The 16,819-nt window shown below is 65.2% G+C and carries 14 protein-coding genes; 6 read left to right on the top strand and 8 right to left on the bottom strand.

The genetic code is table 11. From position 1 onward, the window contains the following. Positions 1-152: 152 nt before the first annotated feature. The 3 genes from ACQP2D_RS09000 to ACQP2D_RS08990 all read right to left on the bottom strand — a co-directional run bounded on the left by ACQP2D_RS09000 (position 153) and on the right by ACQP2D_RS08990 (position 3,946). Entirely contained in the window at positions 153-1,136 is a 984-nt protein-coding gene (locus tag ACQP2D_RS09000) for an endonuclease/exonuclease/phosphatase family protein (protein WP_433683243.1), read from the bottom strand. Between the two features lie 150 nt (positions 1,137-1,286). Beyond that, complete coding sequence (gene ctaD, locus ACQP2D_RS08995) at positions 1,287-3,035, bottom strand: aa3-type cytochrome oxidase subunit I (RefSeq protein WP_433683242.1); 1,749 nt, start codon at positions 3,033-3,035, stop codon at positions 1,287-1,289. A gap of 215 nt (positions 3,036-3,250) precedes the next feature. Then, positions 3,251-3,946: a hypothetical protein gene (locus tag ACQP2D_RS08990; protein WP_433685590.1), complete on the bottom strand. Its 696-nt coding sequence runs from the start codon at positions 3,944-3,946 to the stop codon at positions 3,251-3,253. A gap of 190 nt (positions 3,947-4,136) precedes the next feature. Here ACQP2D_RS08990 and ACQP2D_RS08985 point away from each other — a divergent pair, with 190 nt between their 5' ends. Together ACQP2D_RS08985 and ACQP2D_RS08980 are read left to right on the top strand one after the other, a co-directional pair. Then, complete coding sequence (locus tag ACQP2D_RS08985; RefSeq protein WP_433683241.1) at positions 4,137-4,943, top strand: IclR family transcriptional regulator; 807 nt, start codon at positions 4,137-4,139, stop codon at positions 4,941-4,943. 173 nt (positions 4,944-5,116) lie between these two features. Further along, a complete protein-coding gene (locus ACQP2D_RS08980; protein ID WP_433683240.1) occupies positions 5,117-6,022 on the top strand; it encodes a bile acid:sodium symporter family protein in 906 nt (301 codons plus the stop codon). Positions 6,023-6,313: 291 nt separating this feature from the next. On the opposite strand, the gene ACQP2D_RS08975 is transcribed toward ACQP2D_RS08980, so the two are convergent. Then, positions 6,314-7,606, bottom strand: a complete 1,293-nt coding sequence (locus tag ACQP2D_RS08975) for a glycosyltransferase 87 family protein (RefSeq protein ID WP_433683239.1) — start codon at positions 7,604-7,606, stop codon at positions 6,314-6,316. Between the two features lie 106 nt (positions 7,607-7,712). On the opposite strand from ACQP2D_RS08975, the gene ACQP2D_RS08970 reads away from it, so the two are divergent. Continuing rightward, positions 7,713-8,342, top strand: a complete 630-nt coding sequence (locus tag ACQP2D_RS08970; protein WP_433683238.1) for a TetR/AcrR family transcriptional regulator — start codon at positions 7,713-7,715, stop codon at positions 8,340-8,342. Between the two features lies 1 nt (position 8,343). Here ACQP2D_RS08970 and ACQP2D_RS08965 read toward each other — a convergent pair whose 3' ends face one another. Continuing rightward, positions 8,344-9,492, bottom strand: a complete 1,149-nt coding sequence (locus ACQP2D_RS08965; protein WP_433683237.1) for an alpha-hydroxy-acid oxidizing protein — start codon at positions 9,490-9,492, stop codon at positions 8,344-8,346. A gap of 244 nt (positions 9,493-9,736) precedes the next feature. Between ACQP2D_RS08965 and ACQP2D_RS08960 the strand changes: the two genes are divergently transcribed. Beyond that, the gene (locus tag ACQP2D_RS08960; RefSeq protein WP_433683236.1) at positions 9,737-9,961 is read left to right on the top strand and encodes a hypothetical protein; all 225 of its coding nucleotides are present in this window, start codon (positions 9,737-9,739) and stop codon (positions 9,959-9,961) included. Here the strand turns inward: ACQP2D_RS08960 and ACQP2D_RS08955 are convergent. Further along, a complete protein-coding gene (locus tag ACQP2D_RS08955; protein WP_433683235.1) occupies positions 9,958-11,061 on the bottom strand; it encodes a methyltransferase in 1,104 nt (367 codons plus the stop codon). The genes ACQP2D_RS08960 and ACQP2D_RS08955 overlap by 4 nt on opposite strands. 252 nt (positions 11,062-11,313) lie before the next feature. Between ACQP2D_RS08955 and ACQP2D_RS08950 the strand changes: the two genes are divergently transcribed. After that, positions 11,314-12,897, top strand: a complete 1,584-nt coding sequence (locus ACQP2D_RS08950; RefSeq protein WP_433683234.1) for a long-chain-fatty-acid--CoA ligase — start codon at positions 11,314-11,316, stop codon at positions 12,895-12,897. A gap of 92 nt (positions 12,898-12,989) precedes the next feature. Next, a complete protein-coding gene (locus tag ACQP2D_RS08945) occupies positions 12,990-13,772 on the top strand; it encodes an AfsR/SARP family transcriptional regulator (RefSeq protein ID WP_433683233.1) in 783 nt (260 codons plus the stop codon). 739 nt (positions 13,773-14,511) lie between these two features. Here ACQP2D_RS08945 and ACQP2D_RS08940 read toward each other — a convergent pair. Continuing rightward, on the bottom strand, positions 14,512-15,843 hold the full coding sequence (locus ACQP2D_RS08940; RefSeq protein ID WP_433683232.1) for a protoporphyrinogen/coproporphyrinogen oxidase: 1,332 nt from the start codon (positions 15,841-15,843) through the stop codon (positions 14,512-14,514). A gap of 10 nt (positions 15,844-15,853) precedes the next feature. Continuing rightward, positions 15,854-16,810: an AfsA-related hotdog domain-containing protein gene (locus ACQP2D_RS08935; RefSeq protein ID WP_433683231.1), complete on the bottom strand. Its 957-nt coding sequence runs from the start codon at positions 16,808-16,810 to the stop codon at positions 15,854-15,856. Positions 16,811-16,819 lie beyond the last annotated feature (9 nt).

Here is a 16,819-nt window from a genome sequence, read left to right as displayed (position 1 = left end):
TGTCGAGAAGTTGGGGGAAGGCCGGGTTTTCCGGTCGATATTCGATCTAATTCGAGTATGAGGAACCAACGATTACCCGGTTATGTCCTTTTTATTCCGATCTCCGGTCCATTTTTCCCTGTCGCGACATCATCAAAATCTTGGCGGATCGCTCAGGCGAAGTCGAAGGTGACCACGACCGGGGCGTGATCGGATTCCGGGTATTTGACATCGGTGGCGAAAGCACCGGATTCGTCGTGCAGCACCTCATTGTGGATCTCCGCGCCGCGGTAGTGGGCCAGCAGATTGCGGGTGACCAGGATGTGGTCGAGCATCTGCCCCTTGCCCTGATGGAACAGCGAGTACCGCGCGGATTCGGGGATGGTGTTCTCCAGCGGCACCAGCACCCGTCCCGCCAGCGCGCCATTGCCGGTGTCCTCGACATCGCCGCGAATGGCGATCAGCGGCACCTCCTCGGCGGTGGCATTGAAGTCGCCGCCGACCACGACGCGCGCGTCCGGATCCTGGTCCAGGATCTGATCGACCAGCCGCCGGACCTCCAGCGCCTGGCTCATCCGCTTCATCGAGGAGATGAACGAACCCTCGGCGGCCGCACCGGCACTGCGCCAGGTGAAGGTATTGAGCTTCTGCCCGGGAATGTCGGTGGGCAGCTTCGACTTCAGATGCACCACGATCACATGCAGCGGTGCGCCGTCGATATTCAGCTCCACATGCAGAATCGGCCGCTCGACTCGAATCGCCTGCGGTGCGACGGCGGGTGGATCCGCGGTCAGCATCCGATAGACCGGCGCGGCTACGAGCGTATTGAGCAATTGCGTGTGCCCGGTCACCGGCAGCGAGGTGACCAGCACCAGATTGCGCTGATCGAATACTTCTCCATTGGCGGTTTGCGTCGAAACGATATTCGCCCCAGCCAATTTCGTGCCGGAGAGCAGTTCGGCCAGGGCGAGTAGTGCCCGTGGCTGGCCGGGCCGTTCCTGTCCGTGCACCTCTTGCAGACATAAGATATCGGCCCGCAACCGCTCGATCTGCGGCCGCATTACCGCGATCCGATCCGCCAACGACGGCGTGCTCGCATTCGGCACCGTCTCGTCGAAATTCTCCACATTGAACGTGGCGATACGTAGGGTGGTCATGACACACCGATCCACTATCAGGCCCCGACCGACTTATCGATTACGACCCGATTCTCACTCGGCCGACGCCCGAACTCTTGCGTACCGACTACTCGAATTCCCCGATCTACGCGGCCATCGGGGTGCGGGTTATGGCCCTCAGGGCGCTGACTACGGTTCTGCCCGAGGAGCTTCGGTCTCGGCTTCGGCGTGTTCGGCGACCGCCGCGGCGTGTTTGGCGCCCGAGCCCCAGCCGACATGCAATTCCGAGCGCATGCGATCGACCATATGCGGGTAGTGCAGCTCGAAGGCGGGACGTTCGGAGCGGATCCGCGGCAGCTCGTAGAAGTTGTGCCGCGGCGGCGGGCAGGTGGTGGCCCACTCCAGCGAGTTGCCGTAGCCCCACGGATCGTCCACGGTCACCACCTCGCCGTAGCGGTAGCTCTTGAAGACGTTCCAGATGAACGGCAGCATCGACGCGCCCAGGATGAAGGCGCCGATCGTGGAAATGGTGTTCAGCGTGGTGAATCCGTCGCTGGGCAGGTAGTCGGCATAACGACGCGGCATGCCCTCCGCACCCAGCCAGTGCTGCACCAGGAACGTGGTGTGGAAGCCCACGAAGGTGGTCCAGAAGTGCCACTTGCCGAGGCGTTCATCGAGCAGCCTGCCGGTCATCTTGGGGAACCAGAAGTAGATGCCGGCGAATGTCGCGAAGACGATGGTGCCGAAGAGCACATAGTGGAAGTGTGCGACCACGAAATAGCTATCGGTGACATGGAAATCGAGTGGCGGGCTCGCCAGGATGACACCGGAGAGACCGCCGAACAGGAAGGTCACCAGGAAGCCGACCGAGAACAGCATGGGGGTTTCGAAGGTCAGCTGTCCGCGCCACATGGTGCCGATCCAGTTGAAGAACTTCACACCTGTGGGGACCGCGATCAGGAAGGTCATGAACGAGAAGTACGGCAGCAGCACGGCGCCGGTGGCGTACATGTGGTGCGCCCACACCGCGATCGACAGCGCGCCGATGGACAGCGTCGCGTACACCAGGGTGGTGTAGCCGAACAGCGGCTTGCGGCTGAACACCGGGAAGATTTCGGTGACGATCCCGAAGAACGGCAGCGCGACGATGTACACCTCGGGGTGGCCGAAGAACCAGAACAGGTGCTGCCACAACAGGACTCCACCGGTGCCCGGATCGTAGATATGTCCGCCGAGATGCCGGTCGAAGGCCAGCGCCATCAGCGCCGCGGTCAGAATCGGGAAGGCGAGCAGGATGAGGATGCTGGTGACCAGGATGTTCCAGGTGAAGATGGGCATCCGGAACATGGTCATGCCCGGACACCGCAGGCAGATCACCGTGGTGATCATATTGACGCCGCCGAGAATGGTTCCGACACCGGAGACCGCGAGGCCCATGATCCACAGATCCGCACCCGCACCCGGCGCATGCTCGATGGTGCTCAGCGGGACATAGCCGGTCCAGCCGAAGTCGGCCGCGCCGCCGGGGGTGACGAAGCCCGCCGTGGCGATCGTCGCGCCGAATAGATACAGCCAGTAGCTGAGGGCATTGAGCCGGGGGAAGGCCACATCCGGCGCGCCGATCTGCAGCGGTAGGACGCAATTGGCGAAACCGAACAGGATCGGCGTCGCGTAGAACAGCAGCATGATCGTGCCGTGCATGGTGAACAGCTGGTTGAACTGCTCGGTCGACAGGAACTGCATCCCCGGACGGGCCAGCTCACCGCGCATCAACAACGCGATGAGACCACCGATGAAGAAGAAGGTCATCGCGGTGGTCAAGTACATGACCCCGAGCACCTTCGGATCGGTGGTCGTGATCATTTTCCAGAAATAGGAGCCCTTGGGCCCGACCCGCCGTGGATAGGGCCGAACAACTTCCAACTGAGTTGTGGTCACGGCCGTCGCCACCTTCCGATCGCCGAGCAGCCTTGCCCGAATTATGCGCCTTTTCGATCACCGACATGCCTGCTTTGACCCATTGCCGCGGTTGCGCCGCACAACCGATTCGGCAAAACATCACACGTTCGACGCGTCCGTTCGGAAAGCCCCGCCCGGCGCAGTTGCCGGGCGGGGCCGGTGTCCCCCGCGTTCGTCGAGTCCTCCGGGGTTGTCTACTTGGCCTGGACCGGCGGTTGGCTGATCGTGGTGAGGTACTGGACGGCGGCCCCGATCGTGATCGGTGCGGTCACCAGCAACTGACCCACGACGGTGCCGAGAGCGCCGACCGCGACGATCCCGCCGAGGCAGCCAACGGCCGCAGCCGGGATGAACGCGCCGAACAGCCCGACGATCGCCGCCGAAGCGACCGTCGCGCCGGCGACGCCACCCAGCACACAACCGACCGCCGCGCCGCCGATACCACCGACCAGGGTGCCGACAATCGCACCCGTGGTGATGGTGCTGGTCATCCGGGACCACGCGGCCTGCTCACGGTCGTACTCGTTCTTCCACGGCGCCTTGTCCTCGAACGGCAGAGCCGCCGGCTTGTACACCGCGTGAGCCATTTCGAGCTGAGGCGTCAACCTCGCTGTGCGCCCGGCGATTTCGGCCACGATCGGGAACTCGAAGTCATCGACCCGGAACTTCAGCGGCATTCCGGTGAGCACCGTGCCGTCGACCGCCTTGACCTTGAATACCCCGTCCTCGACGACCATGGAGCCGGCATCGGTCGTAATAATGGACTGGGCATCGGTGGCGTAAGCCGTGAAGTCGACCGTCCCATCCGGAGCGGGCCGCGCGCTGGCCGAGCCGGAGGCAATCCCGACTCCGGCGACCAGAGCAGCGGCCGCCGCGACGATTTTCCTCATCATTGTTGTTTCCTCTCGATTTCCAAGAATGCGGACACGAGACCGCGCCGCGTGCCTGCCGCTGTCGCGCGGCGGACAGATACCTCGTCCTTGCCTGTGATCGGTTGAGTGCAGCAATGTCACAAGCCATGCCATGTGACCGACAACACAGACTGCACAATGTGCAGATAAAGGTTTCGAAGGAGAAGACATGTCCCCGACCAGGTCCGGAGCTCAGGGCGTTCTGCGCGGTCTGGAAATCCTGGAAGCACTGGCGGGGCTCGAGCAGCCCGCCACCCTGGCACGCATCGCCGCCCGCTCGGGACTGAACGAGACGGCGACCTACCGCACCCTGCGACGCCTGGAGGCGGAGGGCTATGTCGATCACGCGGCACGCGTCGGATACCGACTTGGCAGCAGGTCGGTGGCGTTGGCAGTGCTGGTCGGGCCGGACCCGCCGTTATTGCGCGCCACCTACCCGGTGGTCACCCGCTTGGTGACGGTTACCGGCCACTCCGCCGCCATGCATCTGCGCTCCGGCAGCCACCGGGTGCTGACCGTCGGCGTGCCCTCGCCATCACACCCCTTGCGCGACCAGGTCGTCGTAGGTGAACGGTCGCCGTTGACCTCCGGCGCGAGCGGATTGGCCATCCTGGCTCACTTGCCGCCGGAGGAGGCCGACGCCATCCTGGCCAATTGCCCCGCATCGGAGCGGCGGCCGAGCCGCGAAGAACTCGAGCGCATCCGTCGCGCCGGTTATTCGGTGAGCCACAGCCAGAATCATGCGTCTATGACAGGGATCTCGGCTCCCCTGCTGAATCCGGAGTCCGGCACGCCCCTGGGTTCCCTTTCGATCGCCTCCCGCGCCGACGCGACCGACGCGACCGAGATCACCGAGTTGGCCCCGATTCTGCTCAGCAGTTGCGCCGAACTCGGCCCTCGGATCGCCGCACTGATCGGGCCGGGGGCAGCGCGTGGCCGACGGGGCCTCGATGTGACAGTCCGACGCCGCGACTGAAGTCGAGTTTTCACTATGTGCAAGTCGAGTGGCCGCGCGTAGCGTTTGTCCGCATTTTGTATATCCGGCATCACAAAGATGCCGCATGAAAGCAAAGGCGTATCAACGATGCGAGAGCGGCTACCCGACGCGGCGTGGAACCGACCGACCCCTGCACCTGCGGGAGGTGCGACATGGACCTGGTGAGTACCGCTCTGCCGGTGGGGATGGGCATGGTCATGCTCGGCCTGGGCCTTGGTCTGACCGTCGGCGACTTCGCACGCATCGCTCACCGGCCGCGGGCGGTCTTGGCGGCGCTGCTGACTCAGCTTCTTGTGCTTCCGGCCGTGTGCGTTGGCCTGATCTACCTGTTCGGGCTCTCCCCGATCCTCGCTGTCGGCATGATGCTGCTGGCAGCATCCCCCGGAGGGCCGATCGCGAATCTCTACAGCCACTTGTTCGGTGGTGACGTTGCCCTCAACGTCAGTTTGACCGCGATCAACTCGGTGCTGGCCATTGTGACGATGCCCGTCATCTACAACTTCGCGGTCCTCCATTACGCCGCCGGTGACGGGGCGCTCGGCCTACAGTTCGGCAAGGCCGTCGAGGTCTTCGCCATCGTGCTGGTTCCGGTGGCCATCGGGATGTTCATTCGCCAACGGCGCGCAACGATCGCGCGGCGCTTGGACCGGCCGGTCCGCATCACGTCGCTGGCTCTGGTTGTTGTCCTCATCGTCGCCGCGCTGGTGCAGAATTGGGAGATCCTTGCCGACAACTTCGGTCACCTTGCCGGGGCTACCGCGACATTCGGCGCGGTGAACCTCGCGTTGGGTTACTCGCTTCCTCGGCTGGTCAGCGTGGTCCATGCGCAGGCGGTGGCGTGTTCGTTCGAAATCGGTCTGCACAATGCGGTGATGGCGATCGTCATCGCGCGCACTGTGATCGGCAGCGAGCAGATGGCGCTTCCGCCGGCGGTGTACACCGTGATCCAATTGCCACTCGCCCTCGTCTTCGGGCTCGTACTCATGAAGATGGCCGCCACACCGCATGCCACACCACGCGCAGTCGAAAGACCGACGCCGATCGGCGAGCGGCCATGACCGCATCGACAGCTGCGGCCGATCTCGCCGTCGTCGTCGTGATGCGTCGCCGGGACTTGTGATCGGGCGATCGGTAGCTGGCGCGTCGTTGGTGTGGTGCGGGCGGCGAGGTAGGCGGCCCAGTTGGTTCGGGCCAGCCGGGTGTGCGCGGTGGTCAGGCACACGCCGAACAGGTCGCTGACCACAGCGGGTGGCAGCAGATGACCAGTCGAACGGCCTTCGCTCGGCTCGGCTCGCGCGCGGGTTCCCGCGGACCCGATCAGGTAGCAGGCCTACGCACCCTGGGGCGGGTCAGTGGACCGTTGTGACGCGGTCGTCGATCGGCTGGTCCACCGTGCGAGGCAACTTCACCGCGGCGGCCGCGAACAGCGCGAAGGTCAGCCAGATGTACCCGTTGTGGAAGAACGTCGTGAGGTGGCTGCCCGGGGGATAGTCGAAAATGCTGACCACCCCGGGATCGAACAGGGATATCACACCGCCCGATGCGGCCGCCAGCGCCACCAGAAATCCGAGCGGTGCGGCCACCCCGCCCCGGCGCAATGCCAGGTCGGCCAGATACACCAGCAGTGGTGCGAGCCAGACCCAGTGATGTACCCAGCTGTACGGGGATACCGCGGTGGTGGTGAGTCCGCACAGTACGACGGCGGGCAGTTCGTATCCGGTCAGCGACAGCCGCCGCGCCAGCAGCAGGCAGCTTGCCGCGATGACGAAAGCAACTGCCAGCCAGAGCAATTGGTGTACTCCGTCGACACCGATGGTGCGGGCGAGCAGGCCGCGCAGCGATTCGTTGCGTGGGTTCTCCGGCACGCCGACGCGGGTGGGATCGGCGAAGGCGCCGCTCCAGAATGTCAGCGAATCCTTGGGCATGGCCGCGAGACCGATCAGGACGGTCGCCACACATGCGCCGATCGCCGTCACGGCGGCGCGGTACCTGCGCGTGACCAATAGATACAGCACGAAGAACGCGGGGGTCAGTTTGATTCCGGCCGCGATCCCGGTCAGCACACCCTTCCAGCGCGATGAATCGGGCAGTGCCATATCCGCGAGCACCAGCAACAGCAGGAAGATATTGATCTGACCGAAGGCCATGGTTTCGCGCACCGGCTCGCACCACATCAACAATCCGGTGATCGGCAGGCCCACCAGCACCAGCCGCCGGTCGCGCCGGTAGCCGAGCATCGACAATGCCGCCCAGACCGACCCGGTCAGCATCGCGAAGTTCCCCAACGCGCCGACATAGGTGTACAGGTCGCCATGGAGGCCGGCCAGCGGCACGAACAGCAGGGCGGCGAACGGTGTGTAGACGAACTCCCAGACGCCGCGGGTGTGGCCGAGCAATGGGGTGTCATAGACGGAAACGCCGTCGACCACCCGGTTCCCGGCGATCTGGTAGACGCTGAGATCCATCAGATGCATCATCACCTGCGGCGTTTCGAGAACCTGCACGAGATAGCAGATACCGGCGGCCGTGCCGAGCACCGAGATCGCCAAGAAGGCCGGTGCGGGGATGGTGCGGCGCTGCGGCGCGGAGATTGCCGCGGACGGCACCGCCGCATTCTCGATCGTCGATAATGGCACGCTCATCTCCCAGCGATCGGGTCCGGATTCGCCGCCCCACGGTAGTGGCACTCGTCGCGGGCCGCACACCGCAGCCGCGCCGTGGCCCGTGCGGGACCGATATTGTCCTCGGGTGACTGCTGGCCCAACACCGCGGATGTACGACGGACGACCCGTCGCGGACCGGCGGGCCCAACGTCGCCAGGAATTCCTGGCCGCCGGGGTGGCGGTATTCGGAGAGCAGGGGTATCAGGGCAGTTCGATCACCGCGCTGTGCCGGGCGGCCGGGTTGGCGCGCAGCCAGTTCTACGAGCATTTCGACAATCGCGAAGATCTGCTGATCGCGGTCTACGACATGATCCAGGTCGAGACCAGGCAGGCGGTCACCGCCGCGACGGCCGCGACCGCACCGGGTGATGCGGTCGGCCGGGCCCAGGCGGCGGTGCGGGCCTATGCGGAGTCGATCGGTCGCGACCCGCGCCGGGCCCGGATCGCACATATCGAGGTCGTCGGGGTCAGCGAGCGAGTCGAGCGGCGCAGGCTCGAGCAGCGCGGGCTGTGGATGGCATTCTTCGAAGACCAGATCCGGCGGGCGCTCGGACCGGATTTCGTGCCGCCCGGTGGGTTCGATGCCGCAGTGACCGGATATCTCGGTGCGCTGCTCGCCCTGGTGCAGCAGTGGAGTACCGGAGATCCGCGCACCGACCTCGCCGGGATCACCGAGGTACTGACCCGTTTCCTGGTCTGCCTGATGACGCCCTGATTCAGCGACTCGGCCGGATATTCTCCCGGACCGCGGCGATATCCGGATATCCGTTCACCGCCATCAGCAGATCGGCCTCCGCCAGCAGCATCCGGAGCACATGCACCAGACCCGAAACCCCGCCCAGCGCAAGGCCGTACACGTACGGACGGCCGATGCCGACCATGGTCGCACCCAACCCGAGCGCCTTGATCACATCGGTGCCCGAGCGCACACCGGAGTCGAAGAGCACCGGCACCTGATCGTCACAGGCTTCGACCACCCCGGGCAGTGTCGCGAGCGCGCTGAGACCGCCATTGGCTTGGCGCCCACCGTGATTGGAGCAGTAGATGCCGTCGACGCCCGCATCGATCGCCCGGCGCGCGTCATCGGGATGGGAGATGCCCTTGAGAATGATCGGCAGTTCGGTCAGTGACCGAAGCCAGACCAGATCGTCCCAGGTGAGCGGATTGCCGAAGGTCTGAACCCAGTGCAGCACGATGGACTGTGGGTCGTTCGAACCGACCATCTTCTGAAAGACGGGATCGGCGGTGTAGTTCTTCAGGACGTGCCCGCGCAGCTGCGGAAAGTTGCCGCTGGACAGATCGCGCGGACGCCAGCCCGGCACCCAGGTGTCCAAGGTGACGGTGATGCCGCGATATCCGGCCTGCTCGGCCCGGCTCACCAGGCTCGCGGCGAGGTCGCGGTCCTTGGGGGTGTACAGCTGGAAGAAGCTCGGCGTGCTGCCCGCATGCCCGATGACCTCCTCCAGCGGATCCTCCATCAGCGTCGAGAAGAGCGCGGGCACACCGGTTTTCGCGGCGGCCTGGGCGACCGCGATATCACCGTGCTTGTCTCCGACCAACCCGATCACCCCGACCGGGGCCATGAAGATCGGACTCGGGAAGGTGAGTCCCCACGCGCTGACCGACAGGTCGCGCTGCGTCGCGCCGACGAGCATCCGCGGCACCACACCCCAGTCCGCGAAGGCCTCGACATTGCGCCGCTGGGTCAGCTCGTCCCCGGCACCGCCGGCGATATAGGAGTGCAGCGATGCGGGCAGCGCGGCGGCGGCCTTCGCCTCGAGCGTCGCGTAGTCCATCGGAAATTCCGGTGCGTGTCCACCGAGTGCGGCGAAGTAGATCTCGTTCTGGTAATCGGCGAACGCCACTGTTCTGCCCTTCGGTAGGGGTCGATCGGAGGGGTGGTCTCCGGTTGCCCGAATATTAGACGCTAATGTCCATGATCGAGTCCGGACGAACCGCGAAACATTCGACCACGGCACAGCGAAGGAGTCTGTGCGATGTGCGTCACAATGCCGGAGTGGTTCGCACCGGATGACCTGCGCATCGGGTCCGACGGCCGTACCTGCTGTAGCGCGAGTAATCGCCGTAGCGACTGGTAATCCGGAACAGATGACAGATTGTGAGAACCGCGCCGTGAATCTCGACTACCTGCCCAGATCCTGTGACCACGACCTGCTGCTGGCGAATCAGATCATGAGTAGCCCACTACGCCACCTGGTACATCTGGCGCTGGGCCTGTCCACGGAGTCCATGGACCTGCTCACGGCCCTCACCGACCGACTACGGACCGCCGAGGGCGCGCTACCGGATCCCGCGACCGCCGGCGAGTTCTAACCCTCCCCTACCTCCGGCACCGCCTCGACAATCGAATGCGGCCCGGCCGTCGCCACCACCCGACGCAGCCGGAAGCCGCCGCGCGCGAGCAGGTCGCGGTATTCGGCCGCGGTGCGTTCCCGGCCGCCGATGGACAGCAGCACCTCCAGGTCGAGCCAGAGACTGAAGTGCGCCCGGTTGCGCGGCGGGACGACACATTCGATCAGTAGCAACCTGCCGTGCGCGGTGATCGCCGTGCGCACCGTACGCAGGATTTTCAGGGCCGCCTCGTCGGGCCAGTCGTGAATGATGTGCTTGAGCACGTAGGCATCCGCGCCGGGCGGTGCGGCATCGAAGAATGAGCCGTTCTCGATCGCGCCGCGTTCGGCCACCCCGGCGCGGTCGAAGATGTCCGCGGTGGTTGCGGTGGCCGAATCCAGATCGTAGACAATACCTTTGGCGCGCGGAGCGGCGCGTAGGATGGCGGCGAGCAGATATCCGCTGCCGCCGCCGACATCGACGATCCGGTCGAATCGGGTGAAGTCGTAGGCGGCCAGGATCGCCCCCACCGCGAGCTGGGTGGTCGCCTTCATCGCCTCGTGGAAGCCGTTGGCGAATTCGGGATTCATCCCCAGATATTCGAACCCTGTTGTGCCGTGGGCCAATTCATGACCCGATCGACCGGTCTCGACCGCGTGGACCAGTTGCCCGCGCGAGGCCCAGACCACGGGATGGCCGAGCATCAACAGCACCGGCCGCACGGTTCTCGGCGAGTCCGTGCGCATGCTCTCGGCCATCGGAGTGAGCGCGAAGCGGCGTCCGGGCAGTTCGGCGAAGACACCTCCGCTGGCAAGTGCCCGCAGCAAGCGGTAGGTCGCGTCCGGATCGGCGTCCACCGCGGCCGCGATTCGCTGTGCCGAGCACGGGCCGTCGGCGAGCACGTCAGCGATGCCGAGCTCGGCGGCGGTGTAGAGCGCCTGGGTCATCATCCAGCCCTCGGCCAGTTCGAGCACCGCGATCGGTGCTGGCGCGAGGCGTTGGACCAGCCGTCGCAGGCGCACACGCAGGCCTTCGACGGCATGTGCGAGGCGTGGTGGCGGAACAACAGTGGGCGAGTGCATCATCGGTCTCCTCGAGCTTCGTGTTCGCACCTCCCCCGAACACCCGGTTCGGTTCCGCGACCACTGCACCGCAGCGGCTTCGGCGGGCCAACCCCTATCGCTGCCCCCTATGCGTCGCGCGTGTACGTGTATCCGAAAATGCACCGCGCGCACGCTTTTCGCGGTTACTGCGCGATTACCGCACGTCGATAGCGTCATTGGCGGGTTCGTCGACAACCACCGTGGCCCGCATTCGGAATTCAGGAGCACATGATGTCGCAGTCCACTATGGAATCGAGCACGATCGGACTCCCGACGGTGATCGGCGAACATGCGCTGCATCGGCCGGACGCGGTGGCCCTGATCTGCGGCGCGCAGGAGACGACTTACGCCGCCCTGCACCGGAATTCCTGCCGGGCGGCGAACGCCCTGCTGGCGGAGGGGCTTGTCGCTGGCGACCGGATCGGCTATCTCGGACACGACAGCGCACGGTTCTACGAGCTGGTGATCGCGGCCGCGCATACCGGAATCGTGCTGGTGCCGATCAATTGGCGGCTCACCGTCGCCGAAATCGCACATGTGCTGGGCGATTCCGGCTGCAAGGTGCTCTTCGTCGACGCGGGCCGCGAGGCCGCTGCCGAGAGCGCATTGGTCGAGGTGCCTGTGGAGGTCACGCTGCATCGGATGGATCGCGCCGGGCTCGCCGGGGCGGGATTCGTCGCATGGTACGGCGACCAGCCGGATTCGCCGCCGGAGAGCGCGGTTTCGCGGTTCGACCCGCTGCTGCAGATGTACACCAGCGGTACGACCGGGAAGTCGAAGGGTGTCGTCATCGCCCAGCAGAGTCTGTTCGCGGTGCGCGATGTACGCCATGAATCGGAGTTGGCGTGGCTGGAGGTGCCCGAGGACGATGTAGCGCTGGTGGTGATTCCCGGATTCCATATCGCGGGCCTGGCCTGGGTGGTGCAGGGATTGATCGATGGCATCGTCACGGTGGTCCTGCCCGAGTACACGCCGGGACTATCGCTGGAGGCCATCCGGACGCGCGGAGTAACCGCCGTCTACGCGGTGCCGATCATGCTGGCGCTGATCCTCGTCGAACCCGGGGTGAGTGCGGCCGATTTCGGCAAGCTGCGGTTGGTCGCCTATGGCGGATCCCCGATACCCGAGGACATGCTCGCCCAGTGCATGGCGCAATTCGGCTGCCAGTTCCTGCAGTTCTACGGAATGACCGAAACCGCGACGCCCATGACGTTTCTGCCGCCCGAGGACCACTGGGTGGGCAATCCGCGGCTGCGCTCGGCCGGATTCCCCTATCGGGGCGCGCGGATCGAGGTGCTGGATCGGGACGGAAACCGGTTGCCGCCGGGTGAGGTCGGCGAGGTGGTGGTGCACGGGCCCGCGCCGATGCTGGAGTACTGGCACCGGCCCGATGCCACCGCGGCCACCCTCGTCGACGGCTGGATCCACACCGGCGATGCCGGATATCTGGATCAGGACGGTTATCTGTATATCAGCGACCGGATCAAGGACATGATCATTGTCGCGGGTGAGAACGTCTATCCCGCCGAAGTGGAGAACGTCATCGTCGCGCATCCGGCCGTGCGCGAGGCCGCGGTCGTCGGCGCCCCCGATGACCGGTGGGGTGAAACGGTGCACGCGTTCATCGCGCTTGTCCCCGGACAGACCGTGACCCCGCACGAGCTCACCCTGTTCCTGCGCGACAGGCTGGCCAGTTTCAAACGGCCGCAGCACTTCGCCTTCATCGACTTCCTGCCCCGCAATGCGAGCGGCAAGATCCTGCGGCGCGAGTTGCGCGACCAGTTCTGGCAGGGGCGCGAACGCGCCGTCAACTAGTAAGGGTGCCGCGGGTAGGGGTACCTCGCCGACCATCGCCCCTGATACACCTGGTTGATACCGCGACAGTGGCTCAATCGGGAGGCGGCACAATGGAATTCCGTGTCCTCGGCGCGTTGGATATCAGCGCCTACGGTGCCGAGATCGATCTCGGCGGGGTGACCCGCCGGGCGGTGCTCGGCTATCTGCTCCTACACGACAATCAGGTCGTCCCGACCAGCCGCATCCGTGATGCGCTGTGGCACGGGGATCCACCGCCGACGGCGCGCAAGATCGTGCAGAACGCGGTCTCCGCGATCCGCAAGGTTTTCGCGCACGCGGACGGCGAATCGGCCACGGCGTTATTGACCCAGGTCCCGGGCTATCGCCTCCGCGTCGACCCGGAAGCGGTCGACCTCTACCGCTTTCGCAAGCTGGCCCGGCTCGGCCGCGCCGAACTCGATGCGGGCGCACCGGCGCGCGGACGCCTGCACCTGCGCGAGGCGATCGGCATGTGGTCCGGCAACGCACTGGCCGATCTGGTCGAAAACGGCATCCTCTGGAGCGAATTGACCGCCATCGAGGACGAACGCCTCAACGCCTACGAGGACTGCTTCGACGCCGAACTGGCCTGCGGACGACACCGCGAAATCACCCCCGAACTCGAATTACTCACCACCACAGCACCATTGCGCGAAAGCTTCCACCGCCAATACATGCTCGCCCTCTACCGCAGCGGCCGCCAAGCCGACGCCCTGAACGTCTACCACCGCTCCCGCACCACATTGGTCGACACCTTGGGCATCGAGCCAGGACACGAATTGCAACGCCTGCACCACCTGATCCTGACTCAGGATTCCTCGCTGCGGCCGAGGGCCTATCAGGCTCCGGCATAAATGATCCCGGCGTTCGGTCGGATGACAGGTTTCGGCCAATGATCGGCACAACCAAGCCTTCCTACTCCTCAGCCGCTGCGCATTTGCCAGTCGCGCTCCGCACTAGTGCCGCGTCCAAATAGCTCGCTGCACTACCCGCTCCAGCAGCACGCCGAACGTACTGATGTGGCGGTTGAATGCAGCGTGTGCGACCACCATTCGACTACGCTCGACGGAACTCTTCGGACCCCGAAGGCTCGATACAGCAGATGCTATCTGGACGCGGCGCAAGCAGTTGGGGGGCCTGGAACGACGGAAGCCGCTGCAGCAAACGGCACCGGAATGGCTTGTACAGCAACGTTATCAGCGCGACATCCTCGGTGAGATCCTGGCCGGGAGGCGCACGTTGACATCAGCGACGCGCGAGCTGGTGGACGGGATTCAGCTCGAATACTAGCCGCCAGCGTCGCCAGACCCGAGCGCTGGAGTCCACGCCTGGCACTGGCGCAAACCATTTAGAACCCTCGCATAGAACACAGGCTATGCGAGGTAGCCAATTGGTATGCAGCAGACCGCTGCTCCCACCGCGACCCCCATCACCTCCGAGCGACTCCTGTAATTGGTCGCTGCGCTAGTCTGTAAAAGTGGATCAGCTGTGGGCTTTTATGGGCCTACCCCAGATAGGGCTGGCCGCGCTGCTCGGCGTGGTGTTGTAGCCGGAGCCGAACGGTATCCCGCAAGACGGCCGACGAGAACCAGTTCACGCCGGCACGGCCGAATTCAGTTGGTTCAGTAGCTTGTTGGCGGCTTCGATGCCGGAGCGGCAGGATGCTTCGAGGGGAGCGCCGCGGAGGTAGTCTCCCGCTAGTTCGAGGCCGGGGGTTGCGGCGACTTCGGTGTGTACCTGTGATAGGAACTTTCCGTGGAATGGGACGTAGGCGCAGTAGGCGGCGTCCCAGATGCGCTTGACGGTGTGGACGCGCTCGACGTGGGCTACGCCGAGTAGGTTGGTGAGTTCGCGCTCGGCGTTGTCGATCCACTGGTCGAGGACCTCGTCGCTCGGGGTGGGGCGGGCGTGGCGGCCGCTGAAGGTGTAGCGGACGATGTGGAGGTCGTTGATGCCGTAGACGCCGGCGTTGCTGCACGGGCCGTCGTCGAGGACGATGGCACGGACCTCGGTGCCGAAGACCGGGCGGTCGTACTCGACCAGCACCACCGCGGCGGGGAAGTATTTGACCTCGCGCAGTAGATCGCTCAGGGCGGGCAGTTCGGATTTGACGATCTCGGCGGTGGCGTGGGCGGGCGAGGCGAGTACGACCCCGTCGTAGTAGTGGTCGGTCACCGGGCCGTCGTGTTCGGAGATGCCGAGGCCGATCACTCGGCCGTCCGCGGTGAGGACCTGCTCGACCTTGGTATTCGTGCGCACGCGTACCAGCTCGGACAGCTCATCGATGATCGGCGAAATGCCGTGGGTCAGTTGGTCGTAGGTGTCCATGATCATGTTGAGGTTGGTGCCGAAGGTGCCGAGATAGACCTCGTCGGGTTCGGCGCCGTTCATGCGGACGTTCATGGGACGGAACATATTTCGGACGATGCGCGGGCTGAAGTGCGCGCTCAGCGGTCGGTCGTCGTTGCGGTCGGCGATCCTGGTGAAGGCCGCCGAACCGAGGAAGCGGTTCTCCTCCTTGCGGCGCACCAGAAAACCCAGATAGGCAAGTTTCAGCAGATCTCGCACCGGACCGAGGCGGCGCAGGCGGCTGATCTTGTCCCAGGCGCTCTGTTTGCTGTCGAGGGTGAGTATCTTGCCGTCGAGTACCCGCGAGGTGTTGATGCCGAACTCCTCGTATTCGGGGTCGCCGAATTCGGCTAGGAATTCCCGCAGCGCACTGTATTTGCGGCCCAGGTTCTTACCGCCGGTCATGACCGGGCGATCGCCGAGCCGGTCGACACCGAAGCGTCCGCCGAGCACCTCCATCTGCTCGATCAGTTCCACCTCGTAACCGGCCTTGTGCAGCTGCAGCGCGGCCGTCATGCCTGCGATACCGGCGCCGACGACTGCGAGCCGCCGGTCGGCATGTCTCGGATTTTCCATCGCGGTCTCCTCAGTTCTGCGCGTCGGATGAGTGCGCTTCGGACGGATACGGAATGAGTTCGATTCGGCATTCGGCGATCCGGACGCCGAACTGGGACAGCGCCAACTCGATATCGGCGCCGAAGTCCGGATCCGCATCGACCCGGTGGGTGAAGGTCAGTGGGCCGTCCAGTTCGGCGAAACCGGTGAAGGTGGCTTCCAGCCCGGCGAGTGCGTACGGCTCGCCCGCGGCCACTAGAGCGGCCTGTCGGAAGCCCTCCAACATCAGCGGCCCGGGGACGTGGTCGTAGGGGTGGTCGAAGAAGGACGGATGTGTGCGATCCACGAGCAGTTCGAGATCACCGCCGACGACGACATTGCGAGAGTCGCGCCTACCGACGCGATTCGGCGGCACCGGTGCGGGGGCGTTGACAGCCGCTTGCTCCGGACGGTTGCGTCGCTGGTGCGTGCGGAATTCGGCGTAGGTCTCCGGTGGGAAGGCGATGCCACCGCCGCGCACCGTCAGTGCCGCGGCGGTGCCGATGGTCAGGGTGGCGTCGAAGGAATGCTCGGCGAGATAGCTGGCGCCGGATCCGAGGTCGGTGCGGATCCGCACGATGCCCTCCAGCGGATCGTTTCCGGTATCGCGCAGCGTGCTGTGATCCTCGATCTCGGCGGTCATCCGCTGCAGGCTGAGCGCGGTACCGAGCGGCAGCCCGAGGTAGCGGTGCCCGAGCACGGTCATGGCCTGCCGGATCGCCTCCACCGCCGCGAGCGGGTCGTGGAAGTCCGTGACGCGATCCGACCACAGCGAATGCGCGCGCGGAATCTGTATCGCCGCCAGATACTCCCCCGGACCGGCGGCCGCGGTATCGGCGACGAAAACCTCACCGAGACAGCGCCGGTGGGCCAGCGAGCACGGCACGGTCTGCTCGAAACTCAGCCCGCTGGTATGTGTGGTCGGCGGAGCGAGCAGTTCCTTCGGCATGGGTGTCCT

Source organism: Nocardia sp. CA-119907, from assembly GCF_050955995.1.
In the GTDB taxonomy this organism is placed as follows: domain Bacteria; phylum Actinomycetota; class Actinomycetes; order Mycobacteriales; family Mycobacteriaceae; genus Nocardia.
This window is presented reverse-complemented; position numbering and strand designations above follow the sequence as displayed.